This is a genomic window from Tenacibaculum sp., assembly GCF_048269885.1.
GTDB lineage: Bacteria > Bacteroidota > Bacteroidia > Flavobacteriales > Flavobacteriaceae > Polaribacter.
Map to the genome: position 1 here is coordinate 25,903 of NZ_JBLWTZ010000017.1, position 18,748 is coordinate 44,650.

Genomic DNA, 18,748 nt, shown 5'->3' on the forward strand with positions numbered 1-18,748 from the left:
TCAACCAAAAAGTAGAAATCATGCTAAATGTTTTAAAGAAATCAAATTCGAGAAGAATCATACAAGATGGTTATTCGTTCTTGTTGGTTTCACATACTAGCGAGTTACAAAACGAAGAGCTAGCATATTTAGATGGTTTTATTATTGATACAGATACTTTAACCAATGCCAATGATATTATTTATAGTATAAGAACACACAAAAATATTCAAGTTAGCCTGTCACCATTGTTTGTGAATAGCATTTACAAACTACCTAAAGAAGTAGCCATTCATACCGATGGTGACGTAGAGCTAAACATGCTTTCTTCTTATATACAAAGAGTAATAACTATAAAAAAGAGAATAAAGAATTTAACAGTACCTAAAGCAATTTCTCATGAAAAGCTTATTCAGTTAAAAACAATGGCATTTTCTTATTCGAGAAATAAAGTTTTAACACCAATTACAAGTAGAGAAAGTTATATAGGATATGAATTTCCCTTTATCTCATTATTCTACAAAAAAAATGAAGCAACATCATTATTAAGAAATTTAGAAAAAGCAGTAAAAGAAAATAGTTTATCTGTAAGCTTAAAAGACTACGTACACCTTTGTAAAAGTTGTTCTGGTAATTATCTAAATTTTAGAGAATGCTGTCCGAAATGTGATTCTATCGACATCATAGCAAATGATATGGTTCACCATTTTGTTTGTGCCCATGTTGCACCAGAAAAGGATTTTAAAGTTGACGATGGGTTGGCCTGCCCGAAATGTGATAAAAACCTCAGACATATCGGAATAGATTATGATAAACCTTCATCAATCTATTCGTGTAATACTTGTAATCATGAATTTCAAAATGCCAACATGAAAGCTTTGTGTTTAGATTGTGAAACAGAAAACAAGTTAGATGAACTTTTAGAGAAAACAATAGGAAGTTATACAATAACCGAAATAGGAGAACAAATATTATTTAATCAAGAAAGTACAAATCAACCTCAGTCGGAAACTATTTCTGTAGGTAGTATGAACACGAGTCTTTTTAAAATTATAGTAAACCAAGAAATAAAGAGAATAGAAGTAACACAAGGAGACAGTTATTTGACAAAAATAACGTTTGAAAATAAGCAACTAGAATTGTTAAACATCGATTTAAAATTAAACCTAACCAAAGAAATAAGTTCAATAATACAATCGTATTTAAAAGCTTCAGACATCTTATCTGCAGAAAAGTTTAATAGCTACTATATTTTACTCCCTGAAACTAAAGAAAATCAGTTAGAAAGACTAGAGAACATACAATATAATCTATCAAAGTTATTATCAGATAACTTGAGTGATACCCAACAAGAAATAAGAATAGAGATTCATAAAATTTTAGGCACTGATAACTCAAATACGTATTTCGAATGATATTTTTAAGCCTACATAATTTAGTTCCAGAATATGTTAATTACTGGTTTGTGGTTGGCTTACCAAAATTTATAAGAGTGTTTTGGTATTTCGTAATCTTTGAGTTTACACGTTATATAATCATAGACTATGTAATCGCATTTGTTTTTCTCATTACAAGAAAAAAAAGAGCTAAAAAATTTGAAGAAGCTAAAAGAAAACTTTTTCAAGAAAATCCTTTTGTATCTGTAATCATTCCAGGGAAAAATGAAGGAAAACACTTGTATAAGCTAACCAAATCATTGGCAGAACAAACGTTTAAAAATTTTGAATTAATTATTGTTGATGATGGCTCTGATGATGATACTCCTATCATAGGTAAAAACCTTGAACGTTTAGGGTTGATAGATATGTTTATACGAAATGAGATGAGAGGAGGAAAAGCATCAGCTGCAAATTTAGCGCTGCGTTTTAGCAAAGGTAAATACATTGTGCATTTGGATGCCGATTGTTCTTTTGATAGCGATGCAATTGAACAAGTACTTTTACCTTTTTTTATAAACGATAAAATTGCTGCTGTAGGAGGAAATGTAAAAGTGAGAAACTACAAAGAAAGCTTGTGTGCAAAACTACAAGCAATTGAGTATTTAAAAACAGTATCAGTAGGGAGAATCATTACGTCTTATTTAGGAATCTATAAAATTATTTCGGGAGCATTTGGAGCTTTTAGAAAAGATGTAATAGATAGTATTGGCGGATGGGATATAGGTCCAGGTTTAGATGGAGATATCACAGTAAAGATTAGAAAGTCTGGTTATAAGGTGTATTTTCAAGAAAAAGCAATTTGCTTAACCAATGCGCCTTCAAAATTTAAAGTATTGACAAAACAACGTTTACGTTGGGATAAATCTATTATCCGTTTTAGAGTTCGAAAACATAAGGATGTGTATTTTCCTACGGCAAATTTTAATTGGTCAACTTTTTTTTCACTTGCAGAAAACGTATTCTACAATGTTATTTTAGATATCATGTGGTGGGTTTATATCATAGATATTATTGTAAATTATAACAGTTCTTTACAGTTTATTATCCCAATGAACTTCACATTATACTTTGTAATGTCGTATGTACAAATGCTAAGTATTTACATTTTTTCAGAAAGAAGAGAAGAAGAAAAATACTTGTGGCCTTATGTAATTTTAATGACGATATATACAGGAACTTACTTAAGAATAGTAAGAACTATAGCTTATTATAAAGAATTCTTTTTCAAACGATCGTTCGAAGACCCTTGGAATCCATATAAATCTTCAATACAAGCTAAAAGAGCTGGTTTGTAAAAGAAGCAATAAAATCTTAGTTAACTAACTCTTGTAATTCCTGAACCCTAAAACAGCGTTCTTCACCAAGAAATAAAGGATTTCCGTGCTTTTCAGACCAAAACCCGTCTAAAATATTTTTAGAAAGACAAGAATAAACTACAACGCCTTTATAAATAGTATTGTCATCACCAGTGTAGTTAAAATTAATTACAAGGATATTATTTTTAAAGAAACCAGTTCCATATTGTTCTTGTTCATTATTGATGAGCCATTTGGCAATTATTCTGTTATTCTCATCAAGAGTCAAAGAAAGTGTTCCTTTGTATGTATTACTACTTTCGTCTTGGTTGCTACCAATAATATTGTAGGTTCCTATTAAATCTTCTATCGTCATAAATCTTCGTAAAATGCAAAAATAAGAATAAATTAAGTGGAGGTTATCATTAGTTTAACATGATAATATTTCGTATATTTTCGAGTGTTTTATACTAGTTATCAATACTATGGAGTTTATAGATTATTACAAAGTTTTAGGAATAGATAAAACAGCTACTGCCGCTGATATCAAAAAAGCATACCGTAAACTAGCCAGAAAATACCATCCTGATACAAACCCGAATGATGAAGAAGCTAAAAAGAAGTTTCAGCAAATTAATGAGGCGAATGAGGTGTTGAGTAATCCTGAAAATCGAAAAAAGTACGATGAGTATGGTGAACATTGGCAGCATGCCGATGCTTATGAAGAAGCTAAAAAACAACGAGGAAATCAAAGTGGATTCAGTGGAGGAGGCTCGCACCAACAATATTCGTCCTCAGATTTTGAGGGGACAGATTTTTCTGACTTTTTTAATGCTGCATTTGGTGGTGGTAGAAGTTCAGGAAGGAGGACAGCACAATTTAGAGGTCAGGACTTTAATGCTTCCTTACAATTAAACTTAAGAGATGTATATACTTCACAAAAACAAGTATTGACGGTAAACGGTAAGAAAATACGAATTACGATTCCTGCAGGAGTAGAAAATGGACAAACCATTAAAATAAAAGGACATGGAGGTGAGGGATTGAACGGAGGACCTAAAGGAGATTTATACATTACTTTTGAAATAGCCCCGGATATAAACTTTAAACGTGATGGTGCTGATTTGTACACAGAGCAAACTATTGATTTATACTCAGCAGTGTTAGGAGGAGAGGTGGTTATAAATACTTTTACAGATAAAGTAAAGCTGAAGGTAAAAGGAGGAACTCAGAATGGAACCAAAGTTCGATTAAAAGGTAAAGGCTTTCCAAAGTATAAAAAAGAAGGGCAGTTTGGTGATTTGTACGTTACTTACAACATAAAAATTCCTAGCCATTTAACAGACGAACAACGAGCGTTATTTACTAAACTATCTAAATTGAAATAGAGATGAATGATAAAGAATTAATAAGCATACAAAAAGTTATTGTTCATCACAACTTGGATGAACAATTTATAGAAAGTATTGAGTCTTTTCAACTCATAGAGTTTGTTGTAAAAGACTCGAATAAATACTTGTACATAGAACAGCTGCCTGTTTTAGAAAAAATAATCAGATTATACTACGATTTGGAGGTAAACATGCAAGGTATTGATGTAATTAATAATATGCTTGATAGAATGGATTCTATGCATAAAACAATTCAACAATTAGAAAATAAATTAAAACGCTACGAGTAAACTAATTTATGAGTTAGATTTCTTATAAAGAGTTTCGTCTATTTTATCATAGATATCAGGATTGTGCTTTTTAATTTTAATTTTAATATGTTTTGAGGCAGGCATATTACTTCCTTTTACGGTGTTGTGAATTGAAACCAATACATTGGTTTCAGGGAAGTAAGTAACAGTGTTCTTTTCAGGAATAGGATATTCAACAATAATAAATAGTGGAGCAATACGCTCTGTGTCATTATCATAATTATATAAATCTACCTTATCACCAGATTTAAAACCAGCTTTTTCTATATCGTTTTTATTCATAAAAACTACACGACGTTCATTATAAACACCACGATAACGATCATCTAAGCCATAAATAGTAGTATTAAATTGGTCGTGTGTTCTTACTGTGGCCATTAAAAATTCATCTTCGGCTAATGTGTTTTTAGGCAATGTTGTAATCGAAAAAGGAACGCGATTGCCATATTCTTTTGTTTTAAAGTTTCCTTCACGAGCATTGTTGGGAAGATAGAATCCACCTTTTTGTTTTACACGAACATTGTAGTTTTCAAAACCAGGAATACATTTTTCAATATCATCTCTAACAGCATCATAACTGTTCATGTAACGATCCCAATCAACTACACTTTTGCTTCCTAAAGTAGCTTTGGCCATTCTACAAACTATATGTGTCTCGTTGATTAACTTGTCAGAAATAGGCTTTAATACTCCTTTAGACCACTCGACAATTCCCATTGCATTTTCGGCGCTTGTATATTGATGTTTATGGTTAACCATATCAATTTCACTTTTAGAAATGGTAGGTAAAATTAAAGCCTCTTTACCGTGAATTAAGTGAGTTCTATTAAGCTTAGTAGAAACTGAAACAGATAAATCTAGTTGTCTTAATCCGTTTGCTGTATAGGTAGTGTCAGGAGTAGCTGATAAGAAATTTCCACCCATGCTAAAGTGTACTTTTACTGTTCCTTCATTCATTGCTTTTATGGTATCAACCACATCATAACCGTTTTCTCTTGGAGGATTAAAACCAAAAACTTCTTCAAGCTTATCTAATTGTTCTTTGGAAGGATGATTGTTAATTAACATGGTTCTGTTTCCTTGCACATTGCTATGCCCTCGTACAGGACAAGAACCTGCTCCGGGTTTACCTATACTACCTTTTAAGAATAATAGGTTTAGCACTTCTTTTAAAATATCAACTCCGTTAGGTTGTTGTGTAAGTCCCATTCCCCAGCAAATAATAATTCGATTTTTGTAAGCAAGCATTTCAGCAGCTTTTTGAATAGCTTCTTTAGAAACACCAGCTATAGCAGCTAATTCATCGATGTTGTAATGTTCAATTTGCTGAATCAACTCTTCGTAGCCTACCGTTTTATTTTTAATAAAATCTTGGTCGAAAACTTTACCAGGTGTTTCTTTTTCAAAATGTAACAAGAGTTGTTCGATAGCTTTTAACAAAGCTAAGTCCCCATTAATTCTAACAGGAAGGTATAGATCGGCAAGTTGAACTCCATTTCCTAAAATCCCATTTATTTTTTGAGGATCTCGGAATCCCATTAACCCAGCTTCAGGAAGTGGATTAACAGCAATAATTTTAGCACCGTTCTTTTTTCCTTTTTCTAGAGCGCTCAACATTCGTGGTGAGTTTGTTCCAGGGTTTTGCCCGATAATTATTACAATGTCAGTATCATAAAAATCATTTAAAGTAGCAGTTCCTTTTCCAATACCTGTTGTTTGAGCTAGGGTGAAACCAGAAGTTTCATGGCACATGTTAGAGCAATCAGGAAAGTTGTTGGTTCCAAATTCGCGAACAAAAAGTTGATAAACAAAGGAAGCTTCATTGCTTGTTCTTCCTGAGGTGTAAAAAGCAGCATTATCAGGAGATTCGAGTTTGTTTAAGTGTTCGGCAATTTTACTAAAAGCATCCTCCCAACTTATAGGCTCGTAGTGGGTACCGCCTTTGGGAAGATACATAGGTTCAGAAAGACGACCTAAGTGTCCGATTTCATAATCAGTTAATTGAGATAAATCATACACGGAATTTTGTTTGAAAAAATCTGCAGTAATTCTTTTACTAGTGGCTTCTTCAGCTAAAGCTTTGGCACCGTTTTCACAGTATTCAGCAATAGGAGAACGTTCATCATCAGGGTCAGGCCAACCACAACTTGGACAATCAAAACCATCAAACTGATTCATTTTAAATAGCGCTTTCCCTCCTCGAATCAACGTTTTTTCGTCAATAAGGTTTTTTATAGAATGTTTTACAGCAGGAATACCCGCAGCCCAATCTTTTGGCTTACCTGTTCTTAAACTTAATAATTTATAAGGAGGTTCTGCAGAAGCTTGTTTTTTAGATGTATTGTCCATGTTTTTTCTCTAATCTTAAGAAGATAAAGTTAAGAAAAAATAAAGGAGATTGTAGTGGGTTGAATGATTTTGTATTTAGATTTAGGAGGCAAGCCTATAAGGAACTTAACTTTTAAGGGAAACTTTTTTAAGTAGCTCTTTTTTCTTTTTTGAGACTTTTGAAAGTCGGATAAGGTGGTTTATTCCAATAACGACTAAGATGGAAATACATGCAGCTGTTCCTAAAGCCCCTCCATAACCATTAAAAAAATCAGGACTAAATGTATATACGAATCCGAAAACTATTCCTGCGAAAATAATTGAAATATAGTTTCGAGTAAGCTTGCCAGAAGTCATGCCAACAAAAGAAGCCCCAAAAAACACCCAAGGAATTTGGTTGATTATATCTTCTGAAAACATCTTAGGAAAAAGAAAGCAAAAACCAGCTACAATAAGCGTTAATAGGGCAGAAGCACGTACAGGTCCCTGTTTGTATTTGGTACTTACTAAAAAGGTTAAAAAAGCTCCAAGTGTACTTGTTAAGTATATTGATATTGTTGTAAGCATTATGAGAGAATTAACAATAATAAAGATGAAATAACAACGCTACCAAAAGCAAGAGTACCTAATTTACCACCAACTCCATGAAATAGGTTTTTTGAAAGCATGTAAAAAATACCAGCAATAATGCCGGCAATAATTATAAAGCTATAATCGATAGCAACGTGTTTTTGCGACATTCCTACAAAACAACCACAGTACATAGCATTAGGTATGTTTTGTAAAACGATTGATCTTTTATTCAAATTGGGTAAAAAAGAAGCAATGGTACCAATAAGTGCTGCAGCCAAAACAGTATTCAATTCAGTAAAAAGATGTAGGTAACTTGTAAGTACAGCGCCGGCTATGACAAAAATCATTACATAAAATGGTTCAAAATTTACTTCTTTAATTCTAAAGAACTTTATATAGGTGTAAATTAGGAGTGTAGTAATAAGTGTTGTTAAAGATATTACCGTAAAAACAGTTTTATGTTCTAGCAATAACGCAGCAATAAAAGCGAATTGAGTAAGAACTAAAAAAATGATAGAAAAAAAGTGAAAATATTTTTGTCTCAAACCTGAGGAATGCTGCTTTAAATAGTATTGCAAATTTACGACATATACAGCGATTTCTCAATTAATTTCCTTGAATTCTAACCCAAAGATCATTTACGAGTTCTTTGGCTTTTTCTCTATCTCTAGGAACTTCTTCTATAACTAATTTATTATTTTCTTCAGTTATTTTGAAGCTAAAAGCAAACTGTTGAAAATTTGGAGCTACACTAAGCAGTCCGAAGCGCAAATCATTTAAATATAAAGCATTATCTTTTTCTAAAATAGTATACCAACCTTTAGTAATCTTTATAAGTCGTTTTACAGAAATATCATCTTTATAATCACCTAGTAAATGATGATTTTTAGGATAGGAGTAAAACTCAATCGGTTTGGTGTCAAAAAAAGAATAATAACCAATCAGATATGCATCATCTGTCTCAACATTTGCAGACCATAAAACAGTGTTAAAAGGCGTAGGTTTGGTTTCTAACTCTTTATAAGCTATCCCTTGTTCTTTTAAAGCATGTGTAAATTTAGTATAAGTAATTCCTTTGATAACAATAGTAATTGCCATGTAAGAACTACTTACAATAAGTCCTAAGTTGTTATACTTTCTTCTTTTTACAGTTCCTTTACGTTGGAACATTGCCATTAGTAGAAATATTAAGAAAGGCAGTGTGTATAAAGGATCAATAACAAAAATGTTTTTAAAAGCCAATCGAATATCGAGAGGCCAAAAAAGTTGAGTTCCCCAAGTGGTATGTGCATCTAGAATTGGATGCGTAATAAATCCCCAAAACATGAGTTTAGCCCACTCTTTGGTGGAGGCTTTTTTTTCATACAAAGAAATGAGCCAGCCGAAAATCCATCCAAAAACAATTGTAAAAAGAATAGAATGTGTAAAACCTCTGTGTATTTCAAGTGCGGTAACGGTATTAAAAAGCTTACCAATATACACATCCAAATCAGGAATTGTACCCGCAATAGCACCGTAAAGCATTGCTTTGTTACCAACTTTTTTTCCTAATACAGCCTCTCCAACTGCTGCACCCAAAACAATTTGCGTAAGTGAATCCATAAGGCAAAAATACTTATAAAACGACTAGTAAATAGAACGATAGTATTCATCAATCCATTTCGTTGGATATGTACTATACAAGTCGTTAAGTAATAGCTTGTTTGCTTTCGAAGTTTTAAAGTCTTTGTAAAAGCTTCCAAGAACCCAAACGGTTTCTCTAGGCAAACTTGTTTTATGATATGCTAGAAGAATTTGTTTAGAGGTACTAGAAGCGTCAACCAATAATAAAACCAATGCCCCAGCAGTTTCGAAATTGAATTGATTAAAGAAGGGAGTCATTTCTTGAGCTCTTTTTAAAAGTATAGGATTTTCTAAGAAAAGCGTAGCTTTTAACTTTTTTCGTAAACTAGGATAACTGGTATAAGAATTAACTTTGGTGATAAACTTTAAGGTTTCTAAAAACTCGTTGTAGGATGTATTGTACAGGTTTTCTATGTCATTTGGTGAAGTAATACCAAAAAGGATAAATACTTTACTAGGTTTTAAAACATTGATATTGTATCCTTCTCCAAGAGATAATAGTGTTTTTTCAACTCCTCTTAAGAAAAGAGGGTAATTGTCTTCTCTTACCTTTACTATAATTCCTAATCTAGCGGCATGAAAATAAGCATCAATTATTTTTTGCTTGTCAATTCCCTTGAGGGCTTTTGTCAATGTAGCGTTAATATCATAATGACGGGAAGGATAAAATTGACCTTGAAATTTATGGTGCAAAGCTTCGTTTTCACTTTCGATAAAGAGATCAATAATTTTACTTGTAGTAAGTTTTCCTACGGATTGATATTTTTTTTCTTGTAATTTTATTTTTCTGTCTTTTTCCATGAGTATAAATTGAGTCTCGACAAGTAAAATTATAAACCTCAGTGAAATGAAAATAATCTGTTTTATAAGCGTAGTAAACCGTTATAAATTTGAAGTAAAAATAGAAGAGTATTTTTAACTGAAGTTATAATTATAACAAGAAATCATCAAGTAAACTCTTCGTTTAGATTAGGTGATAAAATTTTATTCTATATTTCAAACTTTGTGTTTTGGTTTTTACACTCTAACCTAATCATCTATTATTTTTAAATAAGAACTAGAATAAGTATTAGTTAAAAGCTATTAAAATTAATTTTACTAGATTTAGTTCCGTTATTTTGCTATAAACCAGTAGAAAAATTTTATGAAATTCATCAAGTATATTCTTACATTAGCTGTTTCCATCATTTTTATTGTAAATGTTCAGGCTCAAAACAAAAAAATAGATAGCCTTAAAACTGGATTAGAAAATAATAAAGCAGAAGATTCTATAAGAGTTAATCTTTTGGTACGTCTTTATTATGAGATTCAAGATTTAGAAAATGAAAAAGCTAGACTATTATTGAATGAAGCCGAAACAATTTCAAAAAAAATAAATTACGCTACAGGTAAAGCAGATGTTATCTACTACAAGGGGCATATAGATGTTAACAAATCTAATTACAAAGAAAGCATTCTGAAATTTAAAGAAGCGATTAAATTATACAAATCTTTAAATAATAGGAAAGGAGAATCTTATGCAAACAATGGTATAGGAATGGCTTATTATTATCAAAGTGATTTTTCCAATGCTATAGTGTATTATAAAAAATCCGCAGAGATAGATGAATCACTAAATGACTTAAAAGGTGTTGCTGGAAGTTTAAATAATATAGGTAATATCTATGCTGATCAAGGAAATTATGTAGAAGCTATTCGTAATTATACTAGATCTAAAGAATTAAAACTAAAAGTCAAAGATACTATGGGTGTTGCAAGAGCATACACTAACATTGGAAGCATATTTGGAGAACAAGGAAATTACCCTAGAGCACTAGAGAATTTTAACACAGCAGTGGGTATTTATGAAAAGTTAGGACTATCTAACTATACAGCAAGATTAATGTTGAATATGGGAATGGTTTATAATAACCTTGGCAATATTGAAAAAGCATTAATATATGTAAATAAAGCTTTAGAAGTGGCTAAAAAGCAAAATAGTCAAGTGACTATTGCTATATGTTTAAGCCTTAAAGGAACTATTTATAAAACCCAGTTAGACTATATAAATGCTTTAGAACAATTTCAAAAGGCTTTACAAATACGTCAAACAATTAACGATAAAAGAGGAGTTGGTATAAGTTTGAATGATGTAGCAGATGTTCAAATTTTAGTACAACAAGAAGGAAAAGCTTTTAAGAATTTCAAAGAGGCTGGAATTGTGAATAAAGAAGTAGGTTCTCCAATCGGTTTATGTCGTTCCTACTTAGGGCTAGCTAGGTGTTTCAACTTTCAGAAGCAATATCAGAAGGCGCTCAATTATGTCTTGAAAAGTCAAGAAATAGCTATTGAAATGAAATTACTAGAACTGCAAAAAGAAACCGCAGAACTTCTTTCTATAATTTATAAAAATACAGGTGATTATAAAAAATCTCTTACAAACTATCAGCAATACAAAATATTAAATGATAGTATTTTCAATAAAGAAAATATTGAAAAAATTACCCAATTGGAATACGAGTATAAATATAAACAAGCTTTAGACTCAGCCAGTATTCGAGAATTAAAATTAACCAAAACAGTACTTGATACTTCTCAAAATTTAAAAAAGTCACAACGTAATTTGTTGTTAGGTATCGTCGCTTTTTTAATAACAACGTTGGTTTTAGGTATCATCATTCTATTCTTAAAACTGAGGAATCAAAAATCAAAAACACAAAATGTAATCATGGAGCAAAAATTGTTACGCTCGCAAATGACGCCGCATTTTATTTTTAATTCACTTTCAGTTTTACAAGGCATGATTTTGAACAAAGAACAGAAAAAATCGGTTTCTTATTTGTCTAAGTTTTCAAAACTACTTCGAACTATTTTAGAAAATTCTCGAGATAGAACTGTATCACTTTCTCAAGAGTTAATAGCTGTAGAAAACTATTTAGCACTTCAAAACTTAGAAAACGAATCATATACTTATACTATTTCTGTAGAAGAAGATATTGAGACATCGCTTTTTAAAATTCCTCCAATGCTGATTCAACCATTTGTAGAAAATGCTATAGAACACGCTTTTGTAAATCTAATAGGAAATAGAACCATTAATATTGAGCTCAGTTATTCTAACCAAGAGTTAATTTGTGTTATTAAAGATAACGGTGTAGGTCTAGAGGATTTAAAGAAAGATAAAAATCAAGACAAAAAATCATTATCGACAACGATTACTTCTGAGCGATTAAAAATACTATCGAAAGACTTTAAAATGAATGGTTCTGTTACTATTGAAGATAGAAAAAAATATAATGAACAAGGAACTGTAGTTACGTTGACAATTCCTTATATAAAAATAGAAAGTATTGAAAACATTAATAATAGAGGATAAAGAATATATTAGGAAAGGTTTGCAAAATCTATTACAGTTACTTGATACTGAAATAACTGTATTAGGTGAATGTGAATCCGTAAAAGATGCCGTAGTAGTTGCTAATGCCTGTAAACCTGAATTGGTTTTTTTAGATATTAATCTTACCGATGGTACAGGGTTTGATTTTTTAGCACAAACCGAAAACCTCAATTTTAAAGTCATCTTTATTACTGCTTATGAAGAGCATGCCTTACGTGCTTTAAAAATAGGTGCGGTAGACTATCTACTAAAACCTGTTGATATAGATGAATTACAAACAGCACTTCAAAAAGTAGCTCATCTTCCAATAGACCGACAAAAACAACAAGTACAAGTAGCAAAACAGGCTTGGAACAATGAAGATTCAAAGCTAATTTTATCATTACAGGATAGTTTTCAAGTAGTAGATTTAGACGAACTGTTATTTTGCGAATCAGACAAGGGGTACACTACATTTTATTGTAGTGACAATAAAAAATATATGGTTTCAAAAACTTTAAAAGAGTTTGAAGAACGTCTGTGTAAAGCCAATTTTACACGTCCGCATCAATCTTACATGGTTAACTTAAAATTCATAGATAAATATGATAAAACTGGAGTTATTCATTTAAAATGTGGTAAGAAAATACCTGTGTCTTCTCGGAAAAAAGAACATTTTTTACATACTTTTTTAAACTGGACAAATAATTAACTTCCTGTTTTACGGATATTTTATAAAGTATCGCACTTATTTATTCAAAAACCCCAGAAATAGATTCTCTATTTTCTACTTCACTTTAGCTACATACTTTTAGTCGTGTAATTATAAAAAACACGAAAATGAAAGTAGTAAAATTCATAGCAATCATAGCAGTATTTACTTTGTTGGTTTCTTGCGGAAATTCGACAAGCAAGCAAGTGGCCAATAAAGAAGGGTTTGCCGCTATAGAAAAAGAGGTTAAAAGCGAATTTGGTAATAATGCATATTACACAGATGTAACGATTACTTACAATAAATCTATAGGAAATATTATAGGAGTAACTGTTACCTCAGCTCCTGAATCTTTAAAAATGGGACAATGGAACCATATGCAAGATAACTGGAAGCAAAATTCAGAAATCTCATTAGAAGTACCTCAGGGAAGTAAAGCAGCAGACTTCATGTTTCAATTAAACAACAACATCAACTTATCTAAATTAGGTGAATTGGTTGAAAAATCGAGTACGCAGTTAACTGCTGAAAAAAGTATAGAAAATCCTGTTTTAAACATGGCGTATATCAAGTTTCCAAAGAATGGGGATGTGACTAAAACCGAATATGTAGTCATGTTAAATCCTGAAAACGGAGGTACAACATTTACATTCAGATATAAATTAAATGGAGATTTTATCGAGATGGATTATTAAAATATAATAAACTTAAAAATTAAATAATATGAAAAATGTAATCAAATTTACCCAAACACTACTTTTATTAGTATTGATAATAGCTTATGGTTGTAGTAAAGACAATAACCCAATTGTTATTAATCTTCAAAACTTAGAGGTTGCAATAGATGAAAACCCTTCTGTAGGGCAAGTTATAGGAACCGTTGAAAGTGATAATAACGCATCTTTAACGTTTAGTATTACTTCACAAACACCCAATGGTGCGCTAGAAATAAATGAAAATACAGGAGAGTTGACCGTTGCCGATGCTACCTTATTCGATTTTGAAACAAATCCTACAATTACGGCTACCGTTGCTGCAGATAAAGCTCAAAATACCGCTACGGTAACTATTACAGTAACCAATACAAATGAGTTAAGCGTACAAGACTATACTACGACTGTTGATGAAAATCCTACTAATGGACACTCACTGGGCATAGTTCAAGCAAGCGGTGATGCAACACTTGGCTTTAGTATTGCTTCTCAAACACCAGTGGGAGCTTTAAGTATTGATGCTTCTACAGGAGAGTTGACCGTTGCCGATGCTGCTTTATTCGATTATGAAATCAACCCTGTTATTACAGCTTCAATTTCTGTGGATAATTCTGGAAATATTCAAATCGTAACAGCAACCATAAATTTAGAAGACCAGCATGAAATTGGTGAGTATAAGTTTGGAGGTGTCATCTTTTGGGTTAATGCATCAGGAGATGAAGGTATGGTATGTGCTGTAAGTGACCAAAGTACAGGAATTCAATGGTGGAATGGTACAAATGTTAGTACAGGTGCTACAGCATTAGAAATTGGAACAGGACAAGCAAATACTACAGCCATTGTAAATGTTCAAGGAGTTGGTTCTTATGCGGCACAAATTTGTAATGATTTAAGTTTAAATAATTATGATGATTGGTTTCTGCCAAGTATAGATGAACTTGAAGAAATGTATAATAATAAAGAAATTATTAATGAAACTTCTCTTCAAAATTCAGGAACTGCTATTGAAGAAACTGCTTTTTGGTCGTCCGCTTATTGGAGTAGCACTGAATCTAGTGATGGTGTAGCTAGGATTCTTAGATTTTCTGATGGATATAATAGTTTCTTTAGTAAAGGAATTAACAACTTAAATGTAAGAGCCGTAAGAGCTTGGACAGATTTTTAATATAACACTCTAATGATAAAAAAATCGTAGAAAACATTTTCTTTATACGATTTTTTTATTCGCTTTTAAAGCGAGTTACTTAACAATACAAATTTATAATTATGATAGATTTTTTATCGCAATACCCATTGGTAAAATGGATTCTAGTAGGATTTGGAATTCTTTACTTTTTAGACAAATATGGCATTTTTAGTCCCATAGATAATTTAATAAACCTCATAGGTAGGTATAAATTTAAAAGTCATGCACATTTAAACGATCCAAAGCTTAAAGAAGTAATAACCTTCTTTAACAAAAAACAGTTTAGTAATGTAGAGCAAACTTTAAAAAGTATGAATTCTAGCCAACGTTCGTTTGCTTTTGAAAGTTTAGGACAATATGGAGATATTAAGATAAGTGACGAATGGATTGCTAAAGAGCCTAGTAACGATTTACCCAAAATAATTAAAGGATATCAATTAATTTATAAAGCTTGGGAAATTCGCGGTCGTGGAACTATTGACAGTGTATCAAACGAAAAGTTAGCATCTTTTAAAAAACACCTAAAAAAGGCAGAAGCTATTTTAATTGAAGTTAACAATAAAAATAGCATTTTTAAAACCAATGCTGTTGCTTGTTTATTAGTTATTTATAAAGCTATCGATGCAAATAGACAATATGTGCATCAACTTTTTGAAAATGTGATAAATGAATTTCCAGAAGATGCTGAATTGCACAAAAATTATTTAGCATTTGTATCCCCTAAGTGGGGAGCTAGCGTTGAAGAATATGAAAATTATTTAAACCGTATAAATGAATGGTCGCCTTTTATTCAGCAGTTAATATTAGCTCAATATTATTTTGATTTGAATTATTTTCACGACTATCAAGATGCTGAAGGGAAAATAGAACAATTAATGGCTGAAGTTAAAGCAACGCCAATTGAAAACACTAATTTGCATCGATATGAATTGTATAAGTTGCTGTATTGGACAGCTAGTAACCTGGGTATGATCGAATATGAAGCATATTATAAAGAAAAGGCATTACCTTATTTAGAAGATTAACCTGTTAGGAAAATTGAAAAAACTAAAACAACTTTTTGCTTATATGTTATGGACAATAGTTTCCATAGTGTTAGGTATAACGTATATGCGGATTGTTTTAGGGGCTAATAATATACCTAAAGAAGGATTGGGCTATTTAGCTCACATGTTTTACAACTGGGGACTATTTCATGTAGGCTTGATAATTGGATTTGTAATTACGTTGTTATTTATTCTTTTGGATGTTTTTTACCTAAAAAAGAAGTCGAAAAATAATGGTAAACTAATTTCTATTCAGTTTGGAGCTCTTATGATAGTTACTGCTTTTGTGATAGTAGTACATTACCTGTTAGAAAAAGTGATTGATGTAATTTAAAAACAGTAAATGACCAACAAGCAACTATATAAAACCCTATTAGAATTTGCTAAACAAGGTAATTGTTTTAACGAAGAAGTTAGAAAAGTATTATTTGCTTTTAAAGACTCTGAGGGAACACAAAATATAGCTATTGAAATATTAAAAAAAATAAAAATAGAACATCCAGCCAACCAAACCCTGCAAGACGGAGCTGATGATATTTTAGATATAGTTACAGGATATTGTAATGCTACAATGCGTGTTTGGGAATAAATAAGTTAGTAAAATGGAAATACTTGTTATCATTTATTTATTCTTATTCCTTGGTGTAGGCATATTCCTGCTCTATAAAATATTAAAATGGGTTGTAACTAAAAAAGTAAGAGTTCTTGGGGCATTATCAATACTTCTTATTGCAATTATTAGCATTGCCATTTATCAACTATTCATTGTAAAAATGGAATTTATCCAATCTGAAATATATTCAGATTTATATCTAGTTAAAAAAACTACAGAGAATAAGAATGCTTTGAATAAGTCAATTAAAAACTTTGTAAATCAAAAACTTGCAGAAACAAAAAACATAGACACTAATTATTCCTTACGTTTTTATGAGTACACAAAAAACTGGAATTTATTAGTGTTTGGAGATTATGGTACTGCTTATTTTATAGAAAATGAAGAGGATTTAGGAGGATTTTCGGTAGAGGATTTGAATATGTATCAAAAAGAAAAATTAGCCATCTTACAGATTTACTCTTACAAAAAAGACAGTACACAACATTATGGGATATTGGAATACTATGAGAAAGGTTATCCTGTAAAAACAGATACTCTTACATTACAAAAAAAAATAGATTTAAAATGAAAAACATTTACATACTGTTTATACTAATGTTTCTCTCTTGTGCTCAAAAGACCAAAGAAAACAAGGGAGAATCTATCGAATTCGAAACTCCTGTAGATGTGGCTGTTGAAATTGAAAATGCTGTAGAAGCAAAAGCAGATGAAATTGAAGCAGCAGCTCAATCTCCCTCAGAATATTTTCCAACATTTAGAGAAGAACTACAAAAACTAAAACTAAAAAGCGTTCCTTTGGTAGATAGTACTTCGTTTGGTAACCTTACACACAAGGGCGATTATCAAAAAATAAATACAGAAGCATTAAAGCTTGCTAAAGTTTATAAAAACTGGAAAGAACTCAAATCTAATTACCGTGCCATTGATGCGTACCGATTAAAATTGTCTAAAGATTTTTATACCGTAGTAATAACAGCATTACAAAGCGATGAGGTAATAGAATCTAGACTTATAAATTATGACTTAGAAGGCAATGTGATTGCTTCTGAAATGATAGCTTATGATGAGCTTGTTGAAAGCTGGGTTCGAACAAAATCAACAATAGAAACAGATCGCATTACCATCAATTATCAATATAGGGTAAGCAAAGAAACAGGTTTTGTTAAAATTGAGCCCAACGGAAAATTAAGAATGTTAAACATCAGTGATATATTTTATGAGTTGGTAATAGACGAATTAAATATAAACCGCTCTAAACTAATGCCAGTTTTACAAGCATTTAAAATACTGCCCAACCGTCCACATGAAGCGATTGTAGTTATTCCTGAAATTGTTGAAGGAAGCGAAGAAGAACATTATTTTACATTCAACACACATATTGCCTACGTTAATATGGAAAACAAACAAGTGTTATTTCACTATTTTGAAAGCTCGAAAACCAACGGTTGGGTTTCAGATGCCATAATGCTAACAGAAATAATTATAGACACCGCACCATATACTATTACAGAAAACGAGCGTGCCTTTGGTGTTAAAACCCATTTTGTTGGTAGTTCGCGCGCAAATCCTTATGAAAATGACCGTCTTTCCTTGTTTATAATAGAGAATAATAGCTTACACAAAGTCTTGCATAATTTTGAAGTAAAGAAAGGTACAGGTGAAATTAATGGAGGTTGTGATGAAAGATATCTCCTTGAAGAAAAAACACTCATTATTTCTGAAGAAAAAACAAATGCGTATTTTGATATCGTTATAAAGAATAAAATAACAAATAGCTTACTTTTTAAAGACGAAAATGGAGATTGTGAAGAGAAAGATACCATTTTTACTAAAACATTGGTGTTAAAATTTGATGGAAAGACCTATAAATAAATATATGAAACTAAGCGAATCATTTAGCGGAGCACTTAGAACCTTTGCTTATTTTATGGCAAGCGGTACACACTACCAGTTAAAAGGTATTGATTATCTTAAACTTTATGGCGAAGAGCCCAGTGCAATTGAACAAGCCTTTGCCATTTTTGCCAATGTCATAGAGCTGGATGAAAATGGAGAAGTACTCAATGCAAAACATGCCGAAAAAAGAGCGGTAGATTATATTCGTTCGTATTGTGATTCTAATTTTAAAGTAACGTTTCCCTACGAAGACTGGGAATTAGAGTTGCATTAATTTCTAAAAAA

General features: G+C 31.4%; 20 protein-coding genes. 14 read left to right on the forward strand and 6 right to left on the reverse strand.

Annotated features, from left to right (window positions below; translation table 11 throughout):
• Positions 1-20: 20 nt before the first annotated feature.
• On the forward strand, positions 21-1,394 hold the full coding sequence (locus ACN0WY_RS12985; protein ID WP_417800630.1) for a hypothetical protein: 1,374 nt from the start codon (positions 21-23) through the stop codon (positions 1,392-1,394).
• Complete coding sequence (locus ACN0WY_RS12990; protein ID WP_417800631.1) at positions 1,391-2,713, forward strand: glycosyltransferase family 2 protein; 1,323 nt, start codon at positions 1,391-1,393, stop codon at positions 2,711-2,713. Before ACN0WY_RS12985 ends, ACN0WY_RS12990 begins: the two co-directional genes overlap by 4 nt.
• 16 nt (positions 2,714-2,729) lie before the next feature.
• On the opposite strand, the gene ACN0WY_RS12995 is transcribed toward ACN0WY_RS12990, so the two are convergent.
• On the reverse strand, positions 2,730-3,089 hold the full coding sequence (locus ACN0WY_RS12995) for a hypothetical protein (RefSeq protein WP_417800632.1): 360 nt from the start codon (positions 3,087-3,089) through the stop codon (positions 2,730-2,732).
• Positions 3,090-3,198: 109 nt separating this feature from the next.
• Here ACN0WY_RS12995 and ACN0WY_RS13000 point away from each other — a divergent pair, with 109 nt between their 5' ends.
• Together ACN0WY_RS13000 and ACN0WY_RS13005 are read left to right on the forward strand one after the other, a co-directional pair.
• Complete coding sequence (locus tag ACN0WY_RS13000) at positions 3,199-4,101, forward strand: DnaJ C-terminal domain-containing protein (protein WP_417800633.1); 903 nt, start codon at positions 3,199-3,201, stop codon at positions 4,099-4,101.
• Between the two features lie 2 nt (positions 4,102-4,103).
• Entirely contained in the window at positions 4,104-4,394 is a 291-nt protein-coding gene (locus ACN0WY_RS13005) for a chaperone modulator CbpM (RefSeq protein WP_330487003.1), read from the forward strand.
• 6 nt (positions 4,395-4,400) lie between these two features.
• Here the strand turns inward: ACN0WY_RS13005 and ACN0WY_RS13010 are convergent, their stop codons facing one another.
• From ACN0WY_RS13010 to ACN0WY_RS13030, 5 genes are all read right to left on the reverse strand, one after another.
• The gene (locus ACN0WY_RS13010; RefSeq protein ID WP_417800634.1) at positions 4,401-6,764 is read right to left on the reverse strand and encodes an FdhF/YdeP family oxidoreductase; all 2,364 of its coding nucleotides are present in this window, start codon (positions 6,762-6,764) and stop codon (positions 4,401-4,403) included.
• Between the two features lie 105 nt (positions 6,765-6,869).
• Entirely contained in the window at positions 6,870-7,310 is a 441-nt protein-coding gene (locus tag ACN0WY_RS13015) for a hypothetical protein (protein ID WP_417800635.1), read from the reverse strand.
• Positions 7,310-7,663: a hypothetical protein gene (locus ACN0WY_RS13020; protein WP_417800636.1), complete on the reverse strand. Its 354-nt coding sequence runs from the start codon at positions 7,661-7,663 to the stop codon at positions 7,310-7,312. The genes ACN0WY_RS13015 and ACN0WY_RS13020 overlap by 1 nt, the downstream gene beginning before the upstream one ends.
• A gap of 259 nt (positions 7,664-7,922) precedes the next feature.
• Positions 7,923-8,918, reverse strand: coding sequence for a metal-dependent hydrolase (locus ACN0WY_RS13025; protein WP_417800637.1), 996 nt, complete (start codon positions 8,916-8,918; stop codon positions 7,923-7,925).
• 24 nt (positions 8,919-8,942) lie between these two features.
• The gene (locus ACN0WY_RS13030; protein ID WP_417800638.1) at positions 8,943-9,740 is read right to left on the reverse strand and encodes a hypothetical protein; all 798 of its coding nucleotides are present in this window, start codon (positions 9,738-9,740) and stop codon (positions 8,943-8,945) included.
• 343 nt (positions 9,741-10,083) lie between these two features.
• Here ACN0WY_RS13030 and ACN0WY_RS13035 point away from each other — a divergent pair, with 343 nt between their 5' ends.
• The 10 genes from ACN0WY_RS13035 (at position 10,084) to ACN0WY_RS13080 (ending at position 18,737) form a co-directional block, all read left to right on the forward strand.
• The gene (locus ACN0WY_RS13035) at positions 10,084-12,294 is read left to right on the forward strand and encodes a tetratricopeptide repeat protein (protein WP_417800639.1); all 2,211 of its coding nucleotides are present in this window, start codon (positions 10,084-10,086) and stop codon (positions 12,292-12,294) included.
• On the forward strand, positions 12,269-13,006 hold the full coding sequence (locus ACN0WY_RS13040) for a LytR/AlgR family response regulator transcription factor (protein ID WP_417800640.1): 738 nt from the start codon (positions 12,269-12,271) through the stop codon (positions 13,004-13,006). The genes ACN0WY_RS13035 and ACN0WY_RS13040 overlap by 26 nt, the downstream gene beginning before the upstream one ends.
• 128 nt (positions 13,007-13,134) lie before the next feature.
• Positions 13,135-13,701: a hypothetical protein gene (locus ACN0WY_RS13045; RefSeq protein WP_417800641.1), complete on the forward strand. Its 567-nt coding sequence runs from the start codon at positions 13,135-13,137 to the stop codon at positions 13,699-13,701.
• Positions 13,702-13,729: 28 nt separating this feature from the next.
• Positions 13,730-14,884: a DUF1566 domain-containing protein gene (locus tag ACN0WY_RS13050; RefSeq protein WP_417800642.1), complete on the forward strand. Its 1,155-nt coding sequence runs from the start codon at positions 13,730-13,732 to the stop codon at positions 14,882-14,884.
• A 101-nt stretch (positions 14,885-14,985) separates the two neighbouring features.
• On the forward strand, positions 14,986-15,930 hold the full coding sequence (locus ACN0WY_RS13055; protein WP_330486993.1) for a hypothetical protein: 945 nt from the start codon (positions 14,986-14,988) through the stop codon (positions 15,928-15,930).
• Between the two features lie 13 nt (positions 15,931-15,943).
• Positions 15,944-16,285: a hypothetical protein gene (locus ACN0WY_RS13060; protein WP_330486992.1), complete on the forward strand. Its 342-nt coding sequence runs from the start codon at positions 15,944-15,946 to the stop codon at positions 16,283-16,285.
• A 9-nt stretch (positions 16,286-16,294) separates the two neighbouring features.
• Positions 16,295-16,540 (forward strand): hypothetical protein, encoded by a 246-nt coding sequence (locus tag ACN0WY_RS13065; protein WP_330486991.1) that lies wholly within the window; start codon positions 16,295-16,297, stop codon positions 16,538-16,540.
• Positions 16,541-16,553: 13 nt separating this feature from the next.
• Entirely contained in the window at positions 16,554-17,135 is a 582-nt protein-coding gene (locus ACN0WY_RS13070) for a hypothetical protein (RefSeq protein WP_417800643.1), read from the forward strand.
• Complete coding sequence (locus tag ACN0WY_RS13075) at positions 17,132-18,439, forward strand: hypothetical protein (protein ID WP_417800644.1); 1,308 nt, start codon at positions 17,132-17,134, stop codon at positions 18,437-18,439. The genes ACN0WY_RS13070 and ACN0WY_RS13075 overlap by 4 nt, the downstream gene beginning before the upstream one ends.
• A 4-nt stretch (positions 18,440-18,443) precedes the next feature.
• On the forward strand, positions 18,444-18,737 hold the full coding sequence (locus tag ACN0WY_RS13080; RefSeq protein ID WP_330486988.1) for a DUF7677 family protein: 294 nt from the start codon (positions 18,444-18,446) through the stop codon (positions 18,735-18,737).
• Positions 18,738-18,748: the final 11 nt, after the last annotated feature.